This is a genomic window from Pseudomonas fluorescens, assembly GCF_902497875.1.
In the GTDB taxonomy this organism is placed as follows: Bacteria; Pseudomonadota; Gammaproteobacteria; order Pseudomonadales; family Pseudomonadaceae; genus Aquipseudomonas; species Aquipseudomonas fluorescens_BR.
Window position 1 is genome coordinate 39180 of the sequence record NZ_CABVHY010000030.1, and the last position, 20591, is coordinate 59770.

The following is a 20591-nucleotide window of genomic DNA, read 5'->3' on the forward strand; positions in this document are numbered from 1 at the left end:
TATTAGCAGATGAACTGATGATAAGAAGGGATTTCAGGCCAGCATTCAGGCCTTCGTCGGCATCGCGCCGACACCACTACGGCGGCGTTTACCCGCGAGTACGATCAGCGCGCCGCTGACCAGCGACAGCCCACCGAGGTACCAGGCGGTGTAGAGATCCTCCGGGGAGACCGGATTGGCGCCTGCGGTGTAACCGATGTAGGCGAGCACGCAGAGCGCCAGCAATGCCGGGATCGACAGCAGTGTTGCGGTGAGCGCCTTGTGTTGCTTCCAGGTCATGACCATGAACGCCGCCAGCGCCGAGATGTAGGACATCACCAGGGTGATAGTGACCACGTCGTAATACCAAACGATCTTGTCCAGGGGTTTCCACCAGAGCAAGGCGATACCGGCGAGTGACACCAGGCCCAGGGTGAACCAGGGCGCCTTGAAGCGGTTGACGGCGCGGAAGGCGGCCGGGAGATGCCCCTCTTCACTCATCCGATACAGCGTGCGCGCCGATGAGTTGGAGGAAATCTGCAGGCCGGCGCAAGCCGAGGTAATCACCACGAACAGCGCCAGCCAGGCCATGGCCGGTGGCAGGTAGACATTCGCGACAGCGGCGATAGGCCCGCCATTGCCGTTTTCCACGATTGCCGCCAGCTGCTCCACTGGAACCGCGTATTGCCAGCCGATGGCGGCCAGGCTGTAAATGACGAATGCCGACGTCAGAACAATCAACAGCGAACGCTGCACGGTACGAACCGGCACGCGCGCCTCTTCTATATAGTTGATGGCTGAATCGAAGTTCGCCAGCATCCACACGCCAAACAGCACGCCCGGGCCAATCGCGGCAAGACCACCGGCGCCTTGCAGGGAATACATCTCGGTAAACGACAGGTTCTCGACCTGGGGATCGATCAACCCCATGAAACCCAGCCCTGCCACCACGGCAATTTCGAAGATCAGAAAGGTGCTGGCGAGCTTCGCGGTCACCCCAACCCCGCGCACCGACACCGCAAAGAAGGTCACGATCAACAAGGTGCCGATGATTTTCGCGTTGAGCTCGCCACCGAGCGAAGGTATCAGCGCCTGGATGTACTCAGTGCCGATCAACGCACACATGGGCGTTACCGCGATGCAGGCAACGGCATAGGTCCAGCCCAGGATGCAGCCGATATCCGGATGCAGGAAACGCGAGCAAAAGGTGAAGATGCCCCCCGCCGACGGTGCCTGGCGCGTAAGCGAAACCATGCACACGGCCAGCACCAGCATGGGGAAAAAGAACGCAATCAAGATGGCCAGGGGCGCCTGATGGCCGGAAATCGAATAGAGAATCGACATCGACGAAGCCGCTACCCAAGCCGGTGCATTGAACCCCAACGCAGAAAAACTGATGTCCTTGGTGTTGAGCTTTCCTTTATTGAGCGCGGTGTCGATCTCGCTGATCGTACCGTGCCGGTCGTAACCCAATAGTTCGTAGACTTTCATGATTTTTCCCAGGCTCGTTTTTTATTGGCAGGTAGCGAAAACGCTTCTTGTAGGACAGAGCTCTTGAGCAACACCCGGTGTTTTCCGGGCGTTAACGTGAATCGAAGGTAGGGGACTGGCTGCGCGGCAACAATTACCAAAGACGAAAGCTGACTTGCGCAAAAGCGCAAACGTTGAATTTCCAGGTTTTTCATGGACGCAGTCGAATGGCCGATCAACGATCATCAGCGACCCCCAGTTAACATCTGGAAACAGCCGATTGATTGCCAAGCCGTGAATCATCTGCTTGCATGCCCGCCTTGGTCAGCATGCACGTCAAGGAGACAATCGATGAAAACCATGGTGGTAGGCGCAAGCAAAGGTTTGGGCAGAGCCTTGATCGAGGGACTGGGTGAGGCCGGGGACACGCTGATTGGTGTCTCCCGCACCCACCCCGGAAACCTGATACAAAAGGCCGGTGTTCATGTGCGGTGGGTAGAAGCCAACCTTGCTGAACCCGCAAAGGCTGCGCAGATCATCGAACAGGCTGTGGTAGAGGGCGGGCTTGATACGCTGATCTACAACCTGGGAATATGGGAAGAGTTTGCCTTTGATCCGGTATACGACTTTCTGGCTGACCACGACGACCAACTGCAGGCCATCGTCAACTGCAACATCACCTCGACCATTTTGCTGATTAAACGATTGCTTCCCGTGCTGCTGAAAAGCGCTAACCCAAGGATCATCCTGACCGGATCGACTTCAGGCTTGCCACGCAGTGGACGGCCGGAAGTAGCCTTCAGTGCCTCCAAGTTCGCCCTGCGTGGTATCGCCGACGCTCTGCGCGAGGGATACCGGGATCAGCGCCTGGGGGTGACCTGCCTGAACCTCGGCTATCTGAATACCGAGGATGCTCTGAGCACGTCGCGAGCGCTTGCCGAGCAGAGAGGCGAAGGCCATCTGATCCCCGTGCATGACGTCGTACACGTCGTACGCATGGCCTTGAGTCTGTCTTCGGCAAGCTTCGTCAAGGAACTCACCTTGCCTGCGATATTGGATGAGCGCTTCTGATCGGGCCGCAATAATCGGCCCCGAACTCCATTCTTCAAGCAGTAGGCTGTCTCCAGAGAAAACCACGCTGATCGTCGCGATGTCCTGATGTTGAACGGAGCCAGCCGATTCCGGGTGCTACGCTTTAATATCTTCAAATAGAGTCGACGCGATGCCCACCGAAAACTCACTCCCCCGACGGTCGAGGGTGCAGCCATGAAGCTCATCCTGATGGGTGGCATCACCGTGGCGATTGTCAGCGCGATGACGTATGTATTAATCCAGTGGGGAGCCGCCGAGAATCAGAAACAGGACGCTCTGTGTGGAGAAGCCAAGCAGTCCCTCAAAGGCGTGGAAATTCGAGCCCGGGCGTTGGCTGCCGGGTTGTCTTTAGAGGCGTACGCCGAGGATGAGGAAGCCAAAGTGGCCGCTCTGATCAATGCGCTCGACGCCGCTACTAATGAAGCGGAGGTTAACGCTGTAATAGAGGCTCACGCTGCCGCCATAGAGGCACAGGCTGGTGCTATTGACGCTGAGGTCGACACTCGAGGCGATCAGATATTCCTCGAACAGCGACTGATGAAACAGCGGATACCTGTCGATGTTAAACAGGAACTCCAACGTGCCGCGAAGGCAGTAAGTGTTGCTTGTGGTTAGCGTTCAACGATGACAAGCCGCTCTCCCCGGCCTCACCGATCGGCGCATAAGCCATGACGATTGAGACAACCTGGACATCTCCTTGATGAGCAGTCGTGGCAAATCAGCAGTAAAAGCAAAGCGCTGTCACGACGCTCTCCACGTCAAGGCGAAAATACTTTCACCCGGTACTTCAAAACGAATGCGTCCACCCTGGCACTCGACAGTGGCATCGCGGCTACGGCTGTCAGGGCCGAAAAGGGTGAGGGACGGGCAGGCAGTGCCTGCGCCCTGCAGGCTGATCTGTTGCAGGCGGTCGCCCTTGTTTACGCCCAGCACGCTGCGTTCGTTGCCGCGGGCCATCGCCAGGGCATCGACCTCGAACGCGCTGTTGTCCATACGCTGGACCTGGTCGAGCCAGTGCAATTGGATGAATTGTTGCGCCAAGCCTACCGGCTTCAGCTCGAAGCGATCAGGCCCTGGCAGGCGGATCATGCCTTTGAGGTGGTTTGGGTCGTCAGCGGCCTGAAACCAATTGAGCATGTCGAGCAAACCATCCTGGGCTGAATTGATAGCAACCGAGGCCCACCAGAGCGATGCGAAGTGCGTCTCCTGTTCGTAGGGGCTCACGCTTGAACCACTGGAGATATTGGTCTGGTCCAGCAACAGCGCCTTACGTGGCCGGCCATCGGTTTGCAGACCGACGACCTCCGCAGCCCGACGCACAGAGTCACGGTACACCCGAGTGGCCAGCAGGTCGCGAATCATCCACTCGTGCCAGGCCAAGGCGTCGATTTGCGGTGCCGATTCATCGAGCATGCGCCGGGCCCAATCGATGCCACGGTGCTGGGCGCCTTCTGGCGTAAACGGCCCATTGACGAAGCGCGAGCTGGCGGGCATGGCGATACGCACCCCCGCTTCGCGCGCCCCCGGGTAGTCGCGCACCTGGCGATACATGGCGTCGAAGAAGTGCTTGTAGGTCCCATAGTCGGGGTAGTTGTAGTTGGGCTCATCGGCAAACGACAGGTAGTGAGTACCGCGACCCAAGGCCACGGTTGTCGCCAGCCAGGCGTCCAGGCCGGCGATGCTCTGACTGTTGGCCTCCAGGTCGGCCTTACGCCGACTGCCAGCCAGCAAGGTGATATTCATATCGATGCCACCGCGTTCCAGATAAAAACGCCTGAAGGCATCTTCGTAGTGGGGCTGAGCGGCCATGATGTCGACGGCGCTGTAAAAGCCACCCGCACGGGGCTTGAGCGCGTCGAGTGCGGCATGGCTTGCCGGCGGCGGAAGCACGTAGGGCAGAGCGACGCCCAGGCGCGGCGTGGGGCCAAGCACCTCGGGATGCAGGTTGAGTTCGGTACGGCCGTTGTCTTGACGCAGCGGCTGTAGGTGCTGGGGGCGCTGGGCGAACAGGTTGGCGGTGCCGTCCAGCCAGAAAGCCGCCTTGCCGCTACCTTGCAGGCGCAGGCGCCAGTCTTGATCCGTAGCGCTAACAGGTAAAGCAATCTGGTCGAACTGCGGGTAGTCCTGGTAGGGCTTGAGTCTCAGCTCGACTCTGCTGCCATCGCCTAAACGCTCGGCCTGCAACGCCCTGACACCACCGAAATACTTGCCTGCCAGGATCGCGTGTTCACCGGCGCGGACCTTGAAATAGAGCTCGACATCGGATGCGGTCTCGGCGCTGAAATGCACTTTTGTCGGCGCGAACAGGGCGACGGTCTTGTCGTCGTGCTCGAAGCGATAGCGCCTGAAGCTGTAGCCCGGGACTTCCACGCGGTAACTGGCAGCGCTGGCGGGCAATGCCCAGTTTTGCTTGCCGCGACCTTCGCTGGCGGGGATAAAGCGCTCGCCTCGCAGTTGCCCCTGGCCGTCCAGCAGGTAGATACGTTCTTCATTGGCGTCGGTTTGCCAGGCCGGTATCCAACTGACGCGCAACGTGTCATCGCGAGCCGGCTGCAGATAGAGGCTGCCGTCGCGAACATCGCCCCAGCGCATGGGCGCGGACTGGGCCAGGCTGCTGAGGGCGAGCGTCAATACCATGACGATGCATTTCATACGGTGCTTTCCACTACGTCTGTCCCAAAACCCAGAAGCTTGGCGTTCTGCCATCATTCGCTCTACATAGTAGTCACGATGTAACGAGCGTGAGAAAAATAGCGCGGATCGACGATGAACGGTATTAAAGATTTATGTGCTTTTGATGCGGGTTGATGCAGTTGTGAAAAACTATTGATGCCCCGCGTGTTAGCAGTTTTTTTGACGCCATAACTGCGTCAATAGTGCATTCGTCATTGCACGAATAAACCGACTTGCTCTTTTGAAGAGTGATGCTAACGTCACACCGGCTCAGCGGTTTGTTATGCGTCATCTAATCGTTTAGATCTTGCGCCAGGCCCTTCAGTGCAAGGGTGAAGGGCTTGCAATCATTCCGGGAGCGGGTGGCACGTTACCTGGGTGAAGCCGAGCGAGACCATCGCCGACCCAGCGGTAGGGTAATCGCAGGTGAATCCAAGATGTACCGCCTATGCAAGTAAGGGAGCCTGGATATGCACGCAGGGAAGCGGTTTTATTCGCTGGACAGTTTCAGGGGGCTGATGGCCGTTTCAGTGATGCTCTATCACTTACGCGTTAGCGGCAGCTTTACCGAATGGTTGTTATTTCGCCATGCCGAAGTATTTGTATCGTTCTTTTTTGTACTGAGTGGCTTTGTCTTGACGCATGCCTATGGCAGCGCTGTGCAATTTGATTTTCGCAGATTCTTCATAACACGGACCTTCCGCTTGTTGCCGCTGCACCTCTTCATGTTGGGCGTCTTTATATTATTAGAGTGCGGCAGGTATATGGCTGCCCAACAAGGTATGGCGTTCAACAATGCGCCATTTTCTGGAAAGTTTGACCCGGCTGGAATTCTGCCTAATGCGCTACTGTTGCAATCCTGGACGCACTTGACTAATCCACTGTCGTTCAACTATCCGTCCTGGAGCATCAGTATCGAGTACTACACCTATATGATCTTCGCCGTGATCCTGAGCATTGCCTTCGGCGTCAGGACATGGGTGTGGGCGACGATGGTCTTCGTGGCCCTGGCGCTGATGTATGCAGGCAATACCTTCTTCACCATCGAGTCGCTACGGGGCATCGCCTACTTTTTCACCGGCTGCCTGGCCTATGCCGTGTACCTGAAGCTACCCCATCCCAGCCGGGCCAAGACCTGGTTGCTGACAGTGCTTGAAGTGGTGGCGGTTGCAGCGGCGCTGGTATTCGTGGTCAGCGATTTTGCAGCCAAGTCGTTGGTGGCCAGCCCGTTGTTCGGTGTCATCGTTGTGATATTCGCCTTCGACGGCGGGGCGGTGTCACGGTTGTTGGCGGGACGGGTCTTCGGTTTTCTTGGCAAGTTGTCTTATTCCATCTACCTGACCCACGCCGCCATTCTGTTTTGCTTAGTGTCGGCATTCATGGTGGCGGAAAAGGTCCTCGGCGTTGACATCGCACCGATGGTCGACGGGACTCGCTACCTGGACACCGGTAATGCGCTGTTCAACAACATCATCGCTTTGCTGGTAGTGGGATCGGTAGTCCTGGTGTCGATGTTCACCTACCGGTATGTCGAAATGACCGGGCAAGCCCTTGGTCGAGCGCTTGGCAACAAACCCCCGCACAGAAGTCCCGTGTTGAGACCTGATGCTGACTAAATGCTGGCCTGGCCGGACTGTGGCTGCGCTTGCCTTACACATTTACCTGCACGTTCAACGCATCCTAGCGTTGCCACCTTCCGAGCCAGACTGATAAGGATATCGCCATGAATCCCGTGCCCCAGACTCCAGCCGACAAGCTGGACAGTGTTCAAATGCTGCGCGCTATTGCAGCGCTCGCCGTGGTTTTTTTTCATATTCCATTGTTTCGCAATGGCGACTGGGGCGTGGATATCTTTTTTGTGATCAGCGGCTTCATCATGGCCTTGGTCACCGCTCAATCAGGCAGCCACTTTTTTACCAAACGAGTTATCCGTGTCGTTCCGCTGTACTGGCTCGGTACCTTTGGTGTTTTCGGCGTCGCCCTGTTGCTGCCGAGCCTGCTGGACAACACCACGGCGGATGTGACTGGCATGCTCAAATCGCTGTTCTTCATTCCCTACCAGAAAGGTGAATACGTCCAGCCCTTGCTGTACCTGGGCTGGACCCTGAACTTCGAAATGTTCTTCTATGCCCTGTTCGCCATCTCCATGGCCATCAGCCACCGTCATCGCCTGCTGATTTGCTCGAGCCTGCTTCTGGCTCTAGTACTGTTGGGCCACCTGGTGACGTTCGACGCGCTGTGGGCCAAGTACTACACCCAGCAGATTCTCGCCGAGTTCGTCCTGGGCATGGGCTGCTACGCCGTGTACGCACGCACGGCTGCATGGCGCGCGGCCGGCCCCCGCAAGGGTGCGCGCGCAGTTCTGATAATGATCGGCCTCGCTGCCCTGGTTTACATGCCGCTTGCCGGTAGCCTGGTGGAGTCCCTGGGACGGGGGCTGGCCTGGGGTATACCGGCAGCGGTGATCTTCCTGGCACTGGTGCATGGGTTGTCGGGGGTCCGCTTGCCCGGGTTGCTTGTGTTGATCGGCGATGCCAGTTACTCCCTTTACTTGTTTCACCCGTATGTGTTGAAGGTCTTCAATAAGGTATTCCATGTGTTCGACGCACCGGGCACCCTCGCCTATGTGATGACCCCCGTAAGCATTTGCCTGTGCTGCCTGGTGGCAATCGGCATTTACCGCCTGGTGGAATTGCCTATGACCCATTGGCTGCGAGCCATTTTCCTCGACCGGAGCAGGGTGGCCAACCCGCCGCAGGTCTTGCCTGTCAGAGATGGCGAGTAATACAGCGCAGCCAGTTACGCCAGCATCTATGCCTGGACCTGCCGGGCAAGAAGCGCCCCGGTACCGTGTCATTGTTGATGGGTGACGCTGCAGTCCTCAGACCAGTAAATCGACGGTCTGCAACATGCGCCGATAAGGAGAGTGCGCATGCCCCATCTCCAGGTGAATGGTTTCGATCAGACACTCCAGAAAGCGCTCGGCCGCCGGCCGCAGGGGCTGCCCGCTTCGGCTGATAGCGCCCACCGAGGCACTGCCGACCGGCTCGCGCAGTGGCAAGGCGCACAAGCCTTCGCGCTGAGCGCATATCTCCACCAGCGGCCAGGGAAAGATGCTCAACATGTCGGTTTCACGCAGCAAGCTCAAGATGATCGAGAGCGAATGGGCGAAATGCACATGCCCCTGCGTCGAAATCGTTCCGTCTTGCTGCGAGGCCAGTATCCAGTCAGCCGACGCCAGATTCTCCATGGTTCTGCTGTCCGACAACGGGTGTTGCTGACGGGCCACCACCGCACAATCGGCCGTGAACAGCGGCAGATAGCTCAGGTCGGTGCTCGAAAACCGGGTATCAAGCCGTCCGATAAACAGATCGACGCTCGCGTCCCGCAGCAGCGGACACGCGACCGATGAAAGCCCCTCATACAACTCAAGTTGCACCTTTGGAAACAGCTGGCGAAAACGCACGATGGCCTTGGGCATGAGCGTCATCGCCAACCAGGGTGTCACGGCGACCGACAAGCGCCCCACCAGTTCCCCGTTGCAATCAGCCAACACCTGACGGGCACTGACCATCTGTGCCACCAGCAGACGTGCCTGAATCAACAGCTTCTTGCCGAGTTCGGTAAGCACAATCCCTGAGGTATTACGGATCAGCAATTGTGTGGCGGTGTCTGCCTCCAGCTTCTGGATGGCCTTGGTGACCGCTGCCGGCGAAGTGTCGAGCCTTTTTGCAGCGCCGCGGATACTGCCCGCATCGGCCACCGCCACCAGTGCATTGAGTTGATAGAACTTCATAGTGTCCGCCGGTGTTAACCCTGGGTTGCCTTGTTCACTTTCGATTGCCTGTCAGCTGCTGCCTTGGCTCTCTAATCTCGGACCAACACCGCCAGGGCTTCGAGCCTCACCAAAAGACCGTAGCAGAAAAAGCCCAGGCACTTTGATGAAACGCATGATGCCGCAAGCCATCGTGGGATGTGGCCCTTGCGACAGATTGGTTTCTCCTCCTGGTCACCAAGGAAAAACGCTGCCAATGACACAGTCCATCACGCTGTTAAAAGAGATTGAGCAGGAAATGCGCGAACTGCGCCACCAGATCCATGCCAACCCTGAACTCGGTTATCAGGAGGTCGAGACCAGCGAGCTGGTAGCCGAACGATTGATCAAATGGGGTTATGACGTGACGCGCGGTTTTGCCGAAACAGCGGTCATCGCCACGCTGAAAAAAGGCACCAGTTCGCGTGTGATCGGCATACGGGCTGACATGGACGCACTGCCTATTCTGGAAAAAACCGGGCTCCCCTATGCAAGCCGGATACCGGGCAAGATGCACGCGTGTGGCCATGACGGGCATACGGTCATGCTCCTCGCCGCCGCCTACGCCCTCGCCCATGGTCATCCGTTCGATGGCACCGTCCGCCTGATTTTCCAGCCGGCCGAAGAAGGTCTGGCCGGCGCCCGACGAATGATTCAGGAAGGCGTGCTGCAACAGTTCCCCTGCGATGCGGTGTTCGCTGCACACAACATGCCTGGCTACCCTGTCGGAAAACTCGGGTTCCGAGCCGGGCCCTTCATGGCCTCCGCCGACCAGGTTAATGTCACGATTCACGGAAAAGGCGGTCACGGCGCGATGCCGCATCTGAGCGTCGACCCTGTGGTGGTCTGCGCAAGTATCATCATGGCCTTGCAGACCATCGTCTCGCGCAACGTTTCACCCCAGGAAATGAGCGTTATCACCGTCGGGGCCATTAACGCAGGCACGGCGTCCAACGTGATCCCGGACAGCGCACACATGCTCATTTCCGTCCGCTCACTGGACAACGCCGTCCGGGACCGTCTGGAGAGCCAGATAAAACACCTCATTCATGCCCAGGCGCAGGCATTCGGCGCGACCGCCGACATCGACTACAGTGCCGACTACCCCTTGCTAGTGAATGACGAAGAAATGACCTGGTTCGCCAGTCAGGTGGCCATCGACTGGCTCGGTGAGGACGAGGTGATGAACGACATCGTGCCCTTCAATGGCAGCGAGGATTTCGCCTACTTCCTGCAGCAATGCCCTGGCTGTTACCTGATCATCGGCAATGGAGACGGTGAAAAGAGCTGCATGGCTCACGACCCACGCTACGACTTCAATGACGACATCCTGATTCGGGGCGCTGGCTACTGGGTCAGGTTGACCGAGGCTTTTTTACCGTTTAACGCTTGAGCAAAGGCCTGGAAAACCGTGAAAACCAATAAAAAATGAGGTCATCATGCAACTACGCAAACTTCAATACACCGCCATGCTGTTCGGGCTGATCATCACCCCGCTATCGCAGGCAGAACCGGTGATCAAATTCGGCGTCGACCCTAGCTACCCACCTTTCGAGCAAAAGCAGCCGGATGGTTCATTGAGTGGGTTTGATATCGATCTGGGCAATGCCCTATGTGCCGAGTTGCGGGTCAAGTGTATTTGGGTCGAGCAGACCTTCGACGGCATGATCCCGGCGTTAAAGGCGAAGAAATTCGACGCCATCCTGTCTGCATTCAGCGCCACCGAGGCACGTCGCCAGCAGGTCGATTTCAGCCACAAAATCTACACCGCGCCGTCTTCTCTCGTTGCCAGAAAAGACTCCGGATTGCTGCCGACGGCAGAGTCATTGAAAGGCAAGTCGGTTGGGGTGGTTCAAGGCTCGCTACATGAAAGTTATGCCAAGTCGCAATGGGGCCGCCAAGGCGTCGATATCCTTTCCTACCAAACCCAGGACCAGGTGTTTTCAGACCTCATTACCGGACGCCTGGATGCCTCGTTCCAGGCCTCGGTACAAGCCGACATCGGATTACTGCAAAAGCCTCAAGGCCAGGGCCTTGCCTTCGCCGGTGAGCCCATTACCGACAAAAGCATCATTGGCGATGGCGTCGCTATCGGTGTCCGAAAAAACGAGCCTGATCTCAGAGAGCAGCTGAACACGGCCATTGCCAGCATTCGCCAATCAGGCCAATACGACCAGATCGCGAAGCAGTACTTCAACTTCGATATCTACGGCGAATGAGGCAATCCCCATGAACGAAATGACACAACGCGGTGAATCTCGTCTTGCCTTCCCCGTCAGCGCCGAGACTGTGCGTGCCTTTCAAACTGATGGTGCAGTGTGCATCCGTAATGCGTTTACTGCGCAGCAAATCAGCGAACTGACGCAAGGCATCGAGCGCAACCTTGCCCATCCCAGCCCTCGCGCAAAAGTGGCGAGCAGCCCTACCGACCCGGGATGGTTCTTCGAGGACTTTTGTAACTGGCAAGAGAATGCACACTATCGCGACTTCATCTTCAAATCCGCCATCGCCCCCATCGCGGCCGCCCTGCTGAACAGCCAACAGGTGCGCCTGTACCATGATCACTTGCTGGTGAAAGAGCCCAATACGCGCCAACGCACACCCTGGCACCAGGACCAGCCTTACTACAACATCAGTGGTTCGGACACCGTGAGTTTCTGGATTCCAGTTGACCCCGTGCCCAGGGAATCGACCCTCGAATTCATCGCCGGCTCACACAAGGGCCCCTGGTTGATGCCTCGGTCCTTCATGGACAGCCAGGCCAAATGGTTTGCCGAGGGAACACTGGGCGAGCTACCGGATATTGAAAGCCATCGCGAGGACTTTCCCATTCTCGGATGGACGTTGTCGCCGGGGGACATGGTGTGTTTCAACATGTTGACCTTGCATGCCTCTGCTGGCGTGGGCGGGCATAACCGTCGCCGCGCGTTTTCAGTGAGGGTCATAGGCGATGACGTGCGGCATGCGCCGAGACCCTGGGTCACCTCACCCGACTTTCCTGGGCTTAAAGATGCTCTGCTATCAGATGTACCTATGGAACACGAGCTTTTTCCGACACTCTGGCATCGATAAACCAGACTATCCGGGCGATGCAGACGGTATGGGAGTCGATGTGCTTCTGGTAAAGGGTTCTGGGTTGGTTCATGGCAGGCTCGCTGTTGAATTGTTTTGCGAGAGTCCGAAGACATCACGGGACAGCCTTTGCGGCGTGTTCGTGCCCAGCATATTCACTTCATATAGCTCATCAAGATCGCTAAAGTGTTTTTAGGATTCACACATCGTGTTTTATCAGCGCAGAGCGGGAGCAATGACTGCCCTCCTCCATGCCCCTCACTACGGAGCGTTGCTTGATGCCACTTGAGCATTGCGGTCACGTCTGTACGGGAACACCCAGCATTGAGCCAGGCTATACCTGATCCGCATCATGGTAGACCTGCGGGAAGCTCAACAGGCCGATCAGGTCTTCGACTTCTCGCAGTGATTTCTGCCGGGCTTTCCATTCCGGCGTCAGGATGAATTCCTTGGGCAAGCTGGAAAGGTCCTGCTCCAGAACGAAGGCAAAAACCTGCAGCTTTGCATCTTTGACGGCGCAGATGACCTTCCAGAAACGCGAGGGAATCTGTACTCGCTCGGTGCCAGGGAAAACTTCATCGTCACCCGACAATACCGGGCCGGAAAAAATGCAAAAACGCTCCAGGTCCGCCTGGGCGCCAATGAAGTTTTCCAGCTGTCCCCAGATGCCTTTTTTGCCGGAGCGGTTGAAGTTTCCGAGCTGAGGCGAGCAGTTGGTCACATGAAAGGTATCGCCATTGGCGCGTTGGATCTGGGCGAAGGAGCTTCCCCAACAGACGTCTTCCCGACGAACAATGTGGCCCTTGTCGAACGCGCCGTTGTCTTTGCTGTAGAACCGATCGGGTATCTGGAAGCGCTCTTCCACGCGGGGGTCCAGAAACCACTTCTCCGAGTCACCCTCGCGCAGGCCGGTCAGTTCATCTCGGGTGTACTTGTGCCCCGGCTCCGGCCGCCTGGCGCTGTTTTGGCCATCGACATTACAGGCGGTGAACAGCGCGAGCCGGCGGTGTCGATGGAGAACAAGGCTGAAGTGCTCATACGGGATGACTGTTTCGCCGGTTTTACTTGGCGCGATTTGCTCGGGGTCCTTGACGGTAAGGAGTGGAGTTTCGAGGCCGAGGAACTGCGTATCGAAACCGGTCCGCGTCGAATAATCCCTGTCGACAATCGGTTCCCTCATGGCCTCCTGGAGACCCGCCGCAAAAATTTTGGTGGGTAGTTGGGTTGGGGGCTGGAGGGGAACGGCGGGAGGTGTCTGGGACGCAGATGTTCCCAGACCTAAATTGGCTGCCAGCCTGGCAAATGGGCCACCCAGCTCGAGTACCAGGGTGCCGATCTCGATGCGTGAACCTTGGCTGCCAGCGGTGGCTGTCGGGGTGATTTTGGGCGCTGACTCCTGGCCGGTGCGCGCAGCCTGGTAAGCAGTGGACAGGACATCGCCACCCTCACGAGCCGCTCTGAACTCGGCCAGGTAGCCAAGGTTCTCGGTCGCGGCCTGATCGATGTGAGCACAGATACTGCTGACGCGAATACCTTCGTTGGCCTCCCACTCCACCAGTGAATCATCGATGCCATCAAGGCTGTCGACAGCCCGACCGTCTCGCAGGAGATAGCGTCCAGCGCTATCCTTTCGCGGTACTCCAGAGTGATGCAGCGCTACCACCTGAAAACTGTCATTGAGCACGGCCGCCCCACTGGAGCCAGGTGCCGTATCGCTTCGATACCAGAGCACATCGGGCAGGCTGTCATTGGTGCAGCGGTTTTCTCGAATAGCCCATTGTCGTGGGGCCCCGCCAGGATGCTGGACAATGGTCAGCCATTCGCCCTCGATTGCTTTGCCGCTGGTCGGCATCAAGCGGTGGTAACCAAAATTCGATAATACAGCGCCGCCCTTGACGGACTCGGCTTCCACTGCCACCAAGGCATAATCCAGTTCGACGTTACAGAAGAAATACTGGTCGGGCCGCAAACGAAATTGGTGCGAGGGTTCGGGATCGCCGGCAACACCCAGGCGATAGTTGAACTCGGCCAACGAGGGCGCGGCTTCTTCGGCACTGCCAAACACGTGTTCATTAGTCAGCAGCAGTCGCGGCGACACCATGAAACCTGTTCCATAGCCTTGGGTTCGGCCATCGTCGGAGCGAACCAGGATTCTGCAGATCGGCATGCCGGCCAGCAGCGCCCGATCGAAATAGAACTCATCGACCAGATCATTGGCTCCCAGGATCCGCTCTTGTTCTACCTGGGTCGGCCGGGCGCCACCGGCGGACAAAAACGCCCTCCTGACCCCCAGCCTGTAAGGCGACGCCTGGCGCGCAAGGCCCGGAGCCGGGATGAGTGGTTGCGCGCTACCATCACCTATGCCAACCAGCGCAGCTCGTTGCGCGCTCAGATCCAGTTGATACTGTCGAACCAGGCTCATCTCGATTCTCCCTTGCACAAGGCAGTCACGCGGAACAATGCGTTTTCAGACTCAGGTTTCCAGGCTCAGGTTTCCAGACTGAGGGTAGACCAAGAAAGGTTGCTCAGCCGCCAGCGCCCCTTGGCCTGGGTGACCGCGCCCTGACATCATGAACGCTTCCAACCGCCTGTCGGCCAGCGCGAATGAGCGCTTGATACCTTCGCCACCGGGGCGATCCTGTGTATTACAGCAGGCCCATCAGTGGGACCCGGAGCACCTCCAACGCTGGCTCTGCCACCCAGTACCGGGCGCCACAGGCCAGATCGCACGCACTGGACACGCATCTGGAGACAGGACATGAAAATCGTCGTTATCGGTGGCACTGGCCTGATCGGCGGCCAACTGTGCAAGAACCTGCGAGATCTGGGGCATGACGCCGTAGCCGGGGCGCCGAGTACCGGCATCAACACCCTCACCGGCGAAGGACTGCCGCAAGCGTTACAAGTCGCCGACGTGGTCGTCGACGTGGCGAACTCGCCATCATTCGAGGACGCCGAAGTTCTGCACTTCTTCGAAACGTCCGGGCGCACCCTCCTCGCAGCCGAAGCGGCCGCCGGAGTCAGGCACCATGTCGCCCTATCGGTGGTGGGCACCGAGCGGATGCTCGAAAGCGGTTACTTTCGGGCGAAAATGGCTCAGGAAAAAATCATCAAGGACTCCGGCATTCCCTACACCATCCTGCGCGCTACGCAGTTCTTCGAGTTCATGGGCGCCATTGCTCAATCTGGCATCCAGCAAGGCAATTCGATCCATTTGACCTCCGCCACTTTGCAACCGATTGCCGCCTTCGACGTCGCTGAAGCACTGACGAAAATTGCAGTGCAAGCACCGATCAATAAAACCGTGGAAGTTGCCGGGCCCGAACGAAAACCACTGGTGGAGTTCGTGAAGATGTTCCTGCAACACACCAACGATCCGCGCCAAGCCGTCCCGGACAACACGGCCACTTACTTCGGCGCGCCGATCAATGATCAATCGCTGACACCGGGGAGTAACCCCATCATCGGACCGACCCGCTTCAAAACCTGGCTCAAGAGCAACCCGCCCCAAGCCTGACCGTTGCGAACACCGCCCGGACCGCGTGGGCCAGGCGGCTGCGGACAGTCGCTGGCGTTCAGGTGCGCACTGATCAGTAAGACGCGCATAAAAAAACCGCCCAGGATGACCTGGGCGGTTTTCTTACCGCAGGCAGCGTGATTCAGATAACGCTGCGAACAATGTCGTCTCAAGCGATAGGGATCAGCGGGTCGGCTGCTGCCAACGCCGCTTCACGGTTGGCCGCCGGCGGGTAGATCCACTGGGTGTTGATCTGGGTCTTGAGCGACTTGCCTTCTTGCCCGGTCAACTTCACTTGACGATCCCAACCCTCGGTGTAGACCGCGCCCCAGCTGCCCAGGTCCAGGCAGGTGACGTACTTGGGCTGGCTGTAGGGCGTCGGATCCACGCCCAGCAGATGCGCGGCAACGTTGTTGCCGGCATGACGGCCCAATACGATGGCGTGCTGGCAAGTCATCAACGCGTAGTTGCCGATGTCATCGGTAGCGGCATAGGCCACATCGCCGGTGGCATAAATGTCTTGCTGGCCGATGACTTTCAGGTGGGAGTCCACGTGCAGACGACCGTAGGAGTCGCGTTCGCCGGGGATCTGTTCGGTCAGCGAACTGGCTCGCACACCGGTGGTCCAGACCACGGTGCTGGCTTCGATGCGTTGGCCGTCAGCCAGGGTTACACCCTTTTCATCGACGCCAGCCACCGTCGACTTCAAGCGCCATGTCACGCCCACCTCAGTGCTGGCCTCGACGATCGACTTGCTGATTTCGGCCCCCATGGACGCCCCGATCTTTTCACCGCGATCAACAATGATCACTTCGATGTCCGCCTCCTCACCGAGGATGGCCCGCAGACGCGCTGGCATTTCCGTTGCGGTTTCAATCCCGGTGAAGCCGCCACCGGCGACCACTACCGTGTTGCGGGCTTTGCTCTGCGGCTGGTTTGCCAGGGACTTGAGGTGGTTTTCCAGGCGTACTGCTTGTTCGATCTGGTCCACATCGAAGGCGTACTCGGTCACACCGGGGGTGCTGGACTGTGCGAGGCGACTGCCAGTGGCCAGAACCAGCTTGTCGTAGCTGCACACTTGTCGGGTGCCGGACGCATCGACATAGCCAACCTGCTTTTGCTGCACATCGATGGTCTCTGCCGCGCCCTTGATGAAGTTGACGCCTACCGCATCGAACAACTCGCCGATCGGCGCGGCCAGTTGGTGAGCATTCGGCTCGTAAAAGCGCGGACGGACACGCAGCTCGGCTTGCGGCGCCAGTACGGTCACTTCAACGTCGGAGTGACCATGGATGTCGAACAGACGCGTGGCGCTCAACGCCGTCCACATGCCACCAAAACCCGCGCCGATTACCAGGATTTGCTGTTTCATTGTTTAACTCCAGGTGGAAAACCAAGTGATGAATTCGTTTAAAGATTCACGCTCATCGGTAGCAGGGCATGAAGTCGGCGTGCAGCGTTCTTGAAGAGTGCATATCGTTGCTGAGCGAACAACTACGACTATATTTGTCGTAGTTAATCGTCACAAGTCGATTTTGCTGATCATTACTATCGAATTTTTTGATAGGTATCACATAGCGCTCTATACCGGTCATTTACCGCTATATATGTCCTTTCTAAAAACAGAGAGGAAAGACACAAAGGCCGAGACTCGTTGCCACCCTCTCCTTTCGCCGCTACAATTTGCGACTAATCTAGTCGGAGATTCTTATGTCTCTTTACAGCGCAGGCGTTGAGTACGGCATCCATTGCCTGCTGTTTTTGGTGGGGGATGGCGGCGAGAGCCGTGAGGCGAGCGTGCGCGACCTCGCGGAACTGCAGGGCGTGCCCCAGGACTACCTGGCGAAGATTTTCACCAAGCTGGCCAAGTCAAAACTGGTGGTGGCCACCGAAGGGGTTCGCGGCGGGTTCAAGCTGGCACGGCCTTGCGACGAAATCAGTCTTCTGGATATCGTCAACGCTATCGACGGCCGCAAGCTAATCTTCGATTGCCGGGAAATCCGCGGCCGTTGCGCCGTGTTCGAAGGCTCTCCGCCCGCCTGGGCGCTGGACGGTTATTGCGCGGTTCATGGGGCCATGTTGACGGCGCAGAAACGCATGGAAGAAGCCCTCGCCCAACAGACCATTCTGGACATCGCCAGAAAGTTCGGACGAAAAGCCCCCGCGGAGTTCGCCAGCCAGGTGAACACCTGGATAATCGATCGGCGCGAAAAGAAAGGCAGTGCCAGTGCGCAGGCGGGTGATGAGAAGAACATCCCGGTGACCGATATTTCCGGTTGAGTGAGCCTGTGCTTTCCCCGTTTGCAAGTAGTGCGTCCCACACTTCCTTTGAGGAGCTGAAAGATGTCGCTGACTCTTTATTACCACCCGCTGGCGTCGTACTGCCACAAAGTGCTCATCGCGCTCTACGAAAACCAAATCGAATTCGAAAGAAGGATCATCGATCTCGCGGACGCTGCAGACAGAGCGGAGCTTCAAGCACTATGGCCGATCGGCAAATTCCCGGTGATCCGTGACCCTGCTCACCAGCGCACCCTGCCGGAAGCGACTGTCATCATCGAGTACCTGGATCGACTTTATCCAGGTGAACATCAGCTGATTCCAGGCGATTGGGATACCGCGTTGGAGGTACGTCTATGGGACCGTTTTTTCGACATTTACATCCATCAGCCAATGCAACAGATTGTCGGCGATCGCCTACGCGGAACCAACGGCGATTTGACCAGAGAACGATCCATGCTGGAGACGGCGTACGCCATGCTCGATCGCCAGATGGCGTCCAGAACCTGGGTGGCCAGCCCGGACTTCAGCCTGGCCGATTGCGCTGCTGCCCCGGCGCTTTTCTATGCCAGCACGCTGCAGCCGTTTCCCGACGACTTCCGCCACTTGCGAGCCTATTTCGACAGGTTGACCCAGCGACCATCAGTTCAGCGGGTCATCGACGAAGCCAGGCCCTACTTTTCTCTCTACCCGTTTGCGCAGGACATCCCGGAACGGTTTCGCCAGGCGTCGGACATCACGTGACGGACTCCGGGGAGCCCCCCCACATGGATTGCGCTGAACCTGTGGGAGCGGGCTTGCTCGCGATGGACTCAAGGGCGGCGCGTTTATTCAGACAATACGCGTTACCGTTAACGTCCATCGCGGGCAATCGAGCGTCGACCGGCTGCTCCTACAGTGGGTCGGGGTACATCCGCAAGAATCAGCCCGCCTTCGCTTCCTCCAGCAGTTGCTGAATGACCTTCTCCTGCTCGGCATAACGGCCTTCACCAAAGTGGCTGTAGCGAACCTGGCCCTTGGCATCGATAAAGTAATGAGCAGGCCAGTACTGGTTATCGAATGCGCGCCAGATCGCATAGTTATTGTCGATAGCCACCGGGTAACCGATGCCAAGCTGTTTCACCTGCTTGCGGACGTTATCGATGATCTTCTCGTAAGGGTACTCGGGTGTATGAACGCCGATGACCACCAGCCCATCCTTCTCGTACTTCTTCGCCCAGTCCTTCACATAAGGCAACGTGTGCTGGCAGTTGATGCAGTCGTAAGTCCAGAAGTCCACCAGCACTACTTTTCCGCGCAATGATTCACTGCTCAGCGGTGCAGAATTGAGCCACTCGACCGCACCCGCCAGCGGCGGCATGCTGCCTTTTACTCCCAGTTCCATCAATGACGCCGCGCTGACTTTGCTGACGAAGTAATCGACCACCTTGGGGACCTTTTCCAGCAGGCCTTGTTCGACGGCGGTAGAGCCCTGGGAAGAGGTGCCGGCAAGCAGTTTGTTATCGGCGCCGGTGGAGATCACCACCGCTGCCAACAATACCGCGCAACCCGCCCCGCGGCGCAGCCAACCGGTGACCGGAATTGAAGGTTTCAAGCGGCTGACCAGCCCGCGCCCGGCGAAGATCAGCGTCCCCAGGGACAATGCACTGCCCATGCCATAGGCCAACAGCAACAGGCTGGTTCCTGCGTTGGCGCCTTGCAGCATCGCGCCGCTGAGGATCACCCCGAGGATCGGCCCGGCACACGGCGCCCAGAGCAGCCCCGTGGCAACGCCCACCAATACCGATGCCAATGGCCCGGACATTTTGCGGCTGGCAGGATCGATGCGGTTGCCGAGCAAGACGAAAGGCCGAGCCAGCCAGCCACCGACCCTGGCGGAGATCAGCGACAGGGCGAACAGCACCATGACGATCAGCGCCAGATGGCGACCGGTGTTGTTGGCCTGGATCACCCATTCGCTGCTCACCACCGCAAGGCTCGATACCAGCGCGAAGGTCAACACCATGCCACTCAAGGTGAGGAAGACCGAGGAACGGGAACGGTCCGCCCGGGCGAACAGGAACGGCACGACCGGCAGAATGCAGGGGCTGAGGACAGTCAATATCCCGCCCAGGAATGCAATGAGTAACATGGGATCACCTTCTAAATTTGATCGCGAGACTCGCAGCGCCGCTGCGCAACCTCACTCAAGGGAGGGTTATTTGTGCAGCGGGTCAGCCGCCCAGGTTGCAGGCTTCAGCGAATTTTCTGTAGTCGAGGACGCGTTTCTGGCCCTGTGAATTCAGGTAAGTCAGGTGGGCATCCACCACCTCGCAGGAAGCCCCACCCTCATCCACGCTGGAGAGCACCTTTTGGATATCCAGATGAGTGCCATAGGAGTAGTTTTCAGCTTTGAGATCGGCTTCGGCCTGGGCAGAAATCGCCACTACGTTGAGCGCAGCGAACAGGCAGGCGGCGTAGACGGGGTTCCAGTTCATGGTGGTTTTCTCGAGTCTTCAATGGACAATGGACTGAGGCGTTTCGCATGGCCTCGATGGAGCCTATTGAATGCCCTTGAGGTATCTCGAATGTGTCGTAAACAACCGTCCATCAAGTCGGCAAGTATCAAAATGGCGACTGGATACAGTTAGATACATCCAGCCGAAAAAACGTCGAGTTTGTATCCCTGTGTATCCAGCGTGACCTAGATACCGT

The 20591-nt window shown here is 57.9% G+C and carries 17 protein-coding genes; 10 read left to right on the forward strand and 7 right to left on the reverse strand.

What is annotated here, in order from left to right; translation table 11 throughout:
- Positions 1 to 45: 45 nt before the first annotated feature.
- Positions 46 to 1470, reverse strand: coding sequence for an APC family permease (locus tag F8N85_RS25710; protein WP_150806319.1), 1425 nt, complete (start codon positions 1468 to 1470; stop codon positions 46 to 48).
- 330 nt (positions 1471 to 1800) lie between these two features.
- Here F8N85_RS25710 and F8N85_RS25715 point away from each other — a divergent pair, with 330 nt between their 5' ends.
- Both F8N85_RS25715 and F8N85_RS25720 read left to right on the forward strand, forming a co-directional pair.
- Positions 1801 to 2520, forward strand: coding sequence for an SDR family oxidoreductase (locus tag F8N85_RS25715; protein WP_150806320.1), 720 nt, complete (start codon positions 1801 to 1803; stop codon positions 2518 to 2520).
- 195 nt (positions 2521 to 2715) lie between these two features.
- Positions 2716 to 3156: a hypothetical protein gene (locus F8N85_RS25720; RefSeq protein ID WP_150806321.1), complete on the forward strand. Its 441-nt coding sequence runs from the start codon at positions 2716 to 2718 to the stop codon at positions 3154 to 3156.
- 126 nt (positions 3157 to 3282) lie between these two features.
- Here F8N85_RS25720 and F8N85_RS25725 read toward each other — a convergent pair whose 3' ends face one another.
- Positions 3283 to 5193 carry a hypothetical protein gene (locus tag F8N85_RS25725; protein WP_150806322.1) on the reverse strand — a complete coding sequence of 637 codons (1911 nt, stop codon included), beginning with the start codon at positions 5191 to 5193 and terminating at the stop codon, positions 3283 to 3285.
- Between the two features lie 491 nt (positions 5194 to 5684).
- Between F8N85_RS25725 and F8N85_RS25730 the strand changes: the two genes are divergently transcribed.
- Together F8N85_RS25730 and F8N85_RS25735 are read left to right on the forward strand one after the other, a co-directional pair.
- A complete protein-coding gene (locus F8N85_RS25730) occupies positions 5685 to 6830 on the forward strand; it encodes an acyltransferase family protein (RefSeq protein ID WP_150806323.1) in 1146 nt (381 codons plus the stop codon).
- Positions 6831 to 6937: 107 nt separating this feature from the next.
- Positions 6938 to 7999 (forward strand): acyltransferase family protein, encoded by a 1062-nt coding sequence (locus F8N85_RS25735; RefSeq protein ID WP_150806324.1) that lies wholly within the window; start codon positions 6938 to 6940, stop codon positions 7997 to 7999.
- Positions 8000 to 8095: 96 nt separating this feature from the next.
- Here F8N85_RS25735 and F8N85_RS25740 read toward each other — a convergent pair whose 3' ends face one another.
- Positions 8096 to 9010, reverse strand: a complete 915-nt coding sequence (locus tag F8N85_RS25740; protein WP_150806325.1) for a LysR family transcriptional regulator — start codon at positions 9008 to 9010, stop codon at positions 8096 to 8098.
- Positions 9011 to 9245: 235 nt separating this feature from the next.
- Here F8N85_RS25740 and F8N85_RS25745 point away from each other — a divergent pair, with 235 nt between their 5' ends.
- The 3 genes from F8N85_RS25745 to F8N85_RS25755 are packed head-to-tail and all read left to right on the forward strand — an operon-like array spanning position 9246 to position 12100.
- Positions 9246 to 10421, forward strand: a complete 1176-nt coding sequence (locus tag F8N85_RS25745; RefSeq protein WP_150806326.1) for a M20 aminoacylase family protein — start codon at positions 9246 to 9248, stop codon at positions 10419 to 10421.
- Between the two features lie 46 nt (positions 10422 to 10467).
- Positions 10468 to 11247 (forward strand): ABC transporter substrate-binding protein, encoded by a 780-nt coding sequence (locus F8N85_RS25750; protein WP_150806327.1) that lies wholly within the window; start codon positions 10468 to 10470, stop codon positions 11245 to 11247.
- 10 nt (positions 11248 to 11257) lie between these two features.
- The gene (locus F8N85_RS25755) at positions 11258 to 12100 is read left to right on the forward strand and encodes a phytanoyl-CoA dioxygenase family protein (RefSeq protein ID WP_150806328.1); all 843 of its coding nucleotides are present in this window, start codon (positions 11258 to 11260) and stop codon (positions 12098 to 12100) included.
- Positions 12101 to 12434: 334 nt separating this feature from the next.
- Here the strand turns inward: F8N85_RS25755 and F8N85_RS25760 are convergent, their stop codons facing one another.
- Positions 12435 to 14522, reverse strand: a complete 2088-nt coding sequence (locus tag F8N85_RS25760; RefSeq protein ID WP_150806329.1) for a DNA/RNA non-specific endonuclease — start codon at positions 14520 to 14522, stop codon at positions 12435 to 12437.
- 336 nt (positions 14523 to 14858) lie between these two features.
- Here F8N85_RS25760 and F8N85_RS25765 point away from each other — a divergent pair, with 336 nt between their 5' ends.
- Positions 14859 to 15617 carry an SDR family oxidoreductase gene (locus tag F8N85_RS25765; protein WP_150806330.1) on the forward strand — a complete coding sequence of 253 codons (759 nt, stop codon included), beginning with the start codon at positions 14859 to 14861 and terminating at the stop codon, positions 15615 to 15617.
- Between the two features lie 169 nt (positions 15618 to 15786).
- Here F8N85_RS25765 and F8N85_RS25770 read toward each other — a convergent pair whose 3' ends face one another.
- Positions 15787 to 16989, reverse strand: a complete 1203-nt coding sequence (locus F8N85_RS25770) for an NAD(P)/FAD-dependent oxidoreductase (RefSeq protein WP_150806331.1) — start codon at positions 16987 to 16989, stop codon at positions 15787 to 15789.
- A 338-nt stretch (positions 16990 to 17327) separates the two neighbouring features.
- On the opposite strand from F8N85_RS25770, the gene F8N85_RS25775 reads away from it, so the two are divergent.
- Both F8N85_RS25775 and F8N85_RS25780 read left to right on the forward strand, forming a co-directional pair.
- Positions 17328 to 17897 (forward strand): RrF2 family transcriptional regulator, encoded by a 570-nt coding sequence (locus F8N85_RS25775; RefSeq protein WP_150806332.1) that lies wholly within the window; start codon positions 17328 to 17330, stop codon positions 17895 to 17897.
- Between the two features lie 63 nt (positions 17898 to 17960).
- On the forward strand, positions 17961 to 18641 hold the full coding sequence (locus tag F8N85_RS25780) for a glutathione S-transferase family protein (RefSeq protein WP_150806333.1): 681 nt from the start codon (positions 17961 to 17963) through the stop codon (positions 18639 to 18641).
- Positions 18642 to 18819: 178 nt separating this feature from the next.
- Here F8N85_RS25780 and F8N85_RS25785 read toward each other — a convergent pair whose 3' ends face one another.
- Positions 18820 to 20028: a cytochrome c biogenesis protein DipZ gene (locus F8N85_RS25785; RefSeq protein WP_150806334.1), complete on the reverse strand. Its 1209-nt coding sequence runs from the start codon at positions 20026 to 20028 to the stop codon at positions 18820 to 18822.
- Positions 20029 to 20110: 82 nt separating this feature from the next.
- The gene (locus tag F8N85_RS25790) at positions 20111 to 20374 is read right to left on the reverse strand and encodes a DUF2790 domain-containing protein (protein ID WP_150806335.1); all 264 of its coding nucleotides are present in this window, start codon (positions 20372 to 20374) and stop codon (positions 20111 to 20113) included.
- Positions 20375 to 20591: the final 217 nt, after the last annotated feature.